This window comes from Ramlibacter sp. (genome assembly GCF_028292805.1).
In the GTDB taxonomy this organism is placed as follows: domain Bacteria; phylum Pseudomonadota; class Gammaproteobacteria; order Burkholderiales; family Burkholderiaceae_C; genus Ramlibacter.
Window position 1 is genome coordinate 1 of sequence record NZ_JAQGLS010000306.1, and the last position, 3,943, is coordinate 3,943.

Consider the following 3,943-nt stretch of genomic DNA (forward strand, 5'->3'; position numbering starts at 1 on the left):
AGGCCGCTTGCCGGCCTTCTGCACCGCGCGCGCCTCACGCTCTTGCTGCGCCACCAAGGCCCGCTGGCGCCGCTCGGCGGCTTGCTGCTGGCGTTGCGCCGCGGCCCGCGCGTCGATGTCCTGCAGCCGCTCGGCGGCGCGCCGCTTGCGCTCGGCGTCGTTGAGCGCGACTTCCTGCCGACGCAGGTCGGCCACCGCTTCATTGCGGCGCCTGCGCGCGGCATCGAGACAGTCGTTGACGCCGAACTTGCCGTAGCAGGCCTTCTCCCGCGCCTCGAACGCCGCATCCGCGGCCGCGCGCTCGGCGCCGATCCGCTGGCGTTCGACCTGGACATCGACGTCCTGCGCCTGCGCCTGCACCGGCCAGGCGGCGAACAGGGCGAGCAGGAGGGTGGTGAAGGTCTTCATGTGATGCGGGTGTCGACGGTGCGGTGCTCCAGCCCCAGGAATTCGGTCGACTGCATCTCGTTCAGGCGCGAGACCGTGCGAGGGAATTCATGGGCCAGGGGGCCTTCGGTGTACAGCTCCTCGGCTTCGACCTGCGCCGACATGATCAATTTGACACGCCGATCGTAAAGGACGTCTACCAGCCAGGTAAATCTTCGTGCTTCCGAGGCCAGCCGCACCGACATCCGGGGCACGTCGCTCAGCAGCACGGTGTGGAACTGGGTCGCGATCTCCAGGTAGTCGTTCTGCGAGCGGGGCCCGCCGCACAAGGCACTGAAGTCGAACCAGACCACGCCGCCGGCCTTGCGACGCGAGCGGATTTCCCGGTGTTCGATGTGCAGCACCGGGTCTTCGTCGTGCGATTCGGCCAGCCGGGTGAAGGCGTCGTTCATCTCGGCGTCGGCCCGCGGTCCCAGCGGCGCGTGATAAAGCCTGACCTGCTCCATGGTGCGGCGCCGGTAGTCGGTGCCGTTGTCCACGTTGATCACCGCCAGCTTGTCGTTGAGCAGCGCGATGGCCGGCAGGACGCGGTCGCGGTGCAGGCCGTTCGGGTAGAGATCGTCGGGCTTGAAGTTGGAGGTGGTGACGAAGCCCACGCCGTTGGCGAACAGCGCGTCCAGCAGCCGGTGCAGGATCATCGCGTCGGTGATGTCGGCCACGTGGAACTCGTCAAAGCAGATCAGGCGGTAGCGCCTGGCCATCCGTTCGCCGAGCTCGTCCAGCGGGTTGACCGTGCCCTGCATCTCGGCCAGCTCGCGGTGCACCTCGCGCATGAACTCGTGAAAGTGCAGCCGCGTCTTGCGCACGATCGGCACTGCCTGGTAGAAGCAGTCCATCAGGAAGCTCTTGCCACGCCCCACCCCGCCGAACATGTAGACCCCGCGCGGGATCGCCGGCCGGTTGATCAGCTTCTTGAAGGCGTTGGACCGCTGCTCCTTGTAGGCGCCCCACTCGCTCGCGCAGCGCTCCAGCTGGTCGATGGCGCGCAGCTGCGCGGGGTCGCTCTGGTAGCCGCGCGCCTTCAGTTCCGCATCGTAGACGGCGCGGACCGACATCAGCCGGCGCCGGGCCGCCCCAAGGCGGCGGCGCCCCCTGGGGGGGCAGCGACCCACACGCAATGGGCGAGCGTGGGGGCAGACATCCTAGAAGTTCAAGGTGCGCTTGTCGACGGCCAGGGCCGCTTCCTTGGTCGCCTCGGACAGCGACGGGTGGGCGTGGCAGATGCGGGCCAGGTCTTCCGAGGAAGCGCGGAATTCCATCGCCACCACGCACTCGGCGATCAACTCGCTGGCCATCGGGCCGACGATGTGCACGCCCAGGATTTCGTCGGTCTTGGCGTCCGCCAGCATCTTGACCATGCCGGTGGTGTCGCCCAGCGCCCGCGCCCGGCCGTTGGCCAGGAACGGGAAGCTGCCGGCCTTGTACTGCACGCCGGCGGCCTTGAGCTGCTGCTCGGTCTGGCCCACCCACGCGATCTCGGGGCTGGTGTAGATCACCCAGGGAATGGTGTTGAAGTTGACGTGCCCGTGCTGGCCGGCGATGCGCTCGGCCACCGCGACGCCCTCTTCCTCCGCCTTGTGCGCCAGCATCGGGCCGCGCACCACGTCGCCGACCGCCCACACGTTGGGCAGGTTGGTGCGGCATTCGTCGTCCACCAGGATCGCGCCGCGCTCGTCAAGCTTGAGGCCCACGCCGTCGTGGTTCAGGCCGGTGGTGTTGGGCAGCCGGCCGATCGAGACGATCAGCTTGTCGGCGTCCAGCTGCTGCGCCTCGCCCCTGGCGTTGGTCCAGGCGATGGAAACGCCCCTGGCAGTCTTGTCCACCGCGCCGACCTTCACGCCCAGCTCGATCTTCAGGCCCTGCTTGTCGAAGGCCTTCTTGGCTTCCCTGGCGATCTGCTCGTCGACCGCGCCCAGGAAGGTGGGCAGCGCTTCCAGGATGGTCACTTCGGCGCCCAGGCGGCGCCAGACCGAACCCATCTCCAGGCCGATCACGCCGGAGCCGATCAGCGCCAGCTTCTTCGGCACGCTGGCGATGCGCAGCGCGCCGTCGTTGGACAGCACGGTCTCTTCGTCGAACGGCACGCCGGGCAGCGCGCGGGCGTTGGAGCCGGTGGCCAGGATCACGTGCTTGGCAGTGATGGTTTCCTCGGCGGCGCCGCTGACCTTGATCTCGTAGCCGGCGTCGGACGCCTTCGCGAACGAGCCGCGGCCATGGAAGAAGGCGACTTTGTTCTTCTTGAACAGGTACAGGATGCCGTCGTTGTTCTGCTTCACGACGGCGTCCTTGCGGCCCACCATCTTGCCCAGGTCGAGGCCCAGGCCGCTCACGTTGATGCCGTGCTCGGCGAAGTGCTTGCCGGCGTGCTCGTAGTGCTCGGACGACTGCAGCAGCGCCTTGGACGGGATGCAGCCCACGTTGGTGCAGGTGCCGCCGGGCGCGGGGCCGCCCTTGCCGTTCTTCCACTCGTCGATGCAGGCGACGGTGAAGCCCAGCTGCGCCGCGCGGATGGCGGCGATGTAGCCGCCGGGTCCGCCGCCGATGACGATGACGTCGAATTGTTTGGTCATGTTGAGAGGGGCTAGGAGCTAGGAGCTAGGAGCTAGGAGCTAGGGTCTTGGGGCTAGGGTCCAGGGACTAAGGGGGCAGTGGCAAGGTGGAAAGCCGCGGTCCGGCTGCTTCCCTGCTCCATGGCCCCTCGACCCTGGGCCCTTCCGGGTCTCAGATATCGAACAGCAACCGCGCCGGGTCTTCCAGCGCTTCCTTCATCGCGACCAGGCCCAGCACGGCTTCGCGGCCGTCGATGATGCGGTGGTCGTACGACATGGCCAGGTAGTTCATCGGGCGAACGACGATTTGCCCGTTCTCCACCACCGCCCGGTCCTTGGTCGCGTGCACGCCCAGGATGGCCGCCTGCGGCGGGTTGATGATGGGGGTCGACATCATGGAGCCGAACACGCCGCCGTTGGAGATCGAGAACGTGCCGCCGCTCATCTCGTCGATGCCCAGCTTGCCGTCGCGCGCCTTGGCGCCGTATTCGGCGATCTTCTTTTCGATCTCGGCGAACGACATCTGGTCGGCGTTGCGCAGGATCGGCACCACCAGCCCGCGCGGCGAACCCACCGCGATGCCGATGTCGAAGTAGCCGTGGTAGACGATGTCGTTGCCGTCGACCGAGGCGTTCAGCACCGGGTACTTTTTCAGGGAATGGACGGCCGCCTTCACGAAGAACGACATGAAGCCGATCTTGACGCCGTGCTCTTTTTCGAACTTCTCCTGGAAGCGCTTGCGCATCTCCATCACCGGCGCCATGTTCACCTCGTTGAAGGTGGTCAGGATGGCGGCGGTGGACTGCGACTGCAGCAGGCGCTCGGCGATGCGGGCGCGCAGGCGCGTCATCGGCACGCGCTGCTCCGGACGCTCGCCCAGGTCGGGCGCACCGAGCGGCGAGGCCACGTGCTGCAGCGCCGCCTTGGGCGCGGTCGGCACCGGCACC

3 protein-coding genes and 1 pseudogene are annotated in these 3,943 nt (G+C 67.7%); all 4 read right to left on the reverse strand.

From position 1 onward, the window contains the following. Window positions 1-408, reverse strand: a pseudogene (locus JWP65_RS18625) (hypothetical protein); the annotation flags it as partial. Then, entirely contained in the window at window positions 405-1,502 is a 1,098-nt protein-coding gene (gene zapE, locus JWP65_RS18630; protein ID WP_299766450.1) for a cell division protein ZapE, read from the reverse strand. The pseudogene JWP65_RS18625 and the gene zapE, both read right to left, overlap by 4 nt. 87 nt (window positions 1,503-1,589) lie before the next feature. Then, window positions 1,590-3,017, reverse strand: a complete 1,428-nt coding sequence (gene lpdA, locus JWP65_RS18635) for a dihydrolipoyl dehydrogenase (RefSeq protein ID WP_299766452.1) — start codon at window positions 3,015-3,017, stop codon at window positions 1,590-1,592. Window positions 3,018-3,168: 151 nt separating this feature from the next. After that, a partial coding sequence (odhB, locus tag JWP65_RS18640; protein ID WP_299766454.1) for a 2-oxoglutarate dehydrogenase complex dihydrolipoyllysine-residue succinyltransferase occupies window positions 3,169-3,943 on the reverse strand: 775 nt, incomplete at its 5' end.

Bases quoted from the DNA above. Each gene is read 5' to 3' on its own strand.
- zapE (WP_299766450.1), bottom strand. From the start codon at position 1,502: ATGTCGGTCCGCGCCGTCTACGATGCGGAACTGAAGGCGCGCGGCTAC.
- lpdA (WP_299766452.1), bottom strand. From the start codon at position 3,017: ATGACCAAACAATTCGACGTCATCGTCATCGGCGGCGGACCCGGCGGC.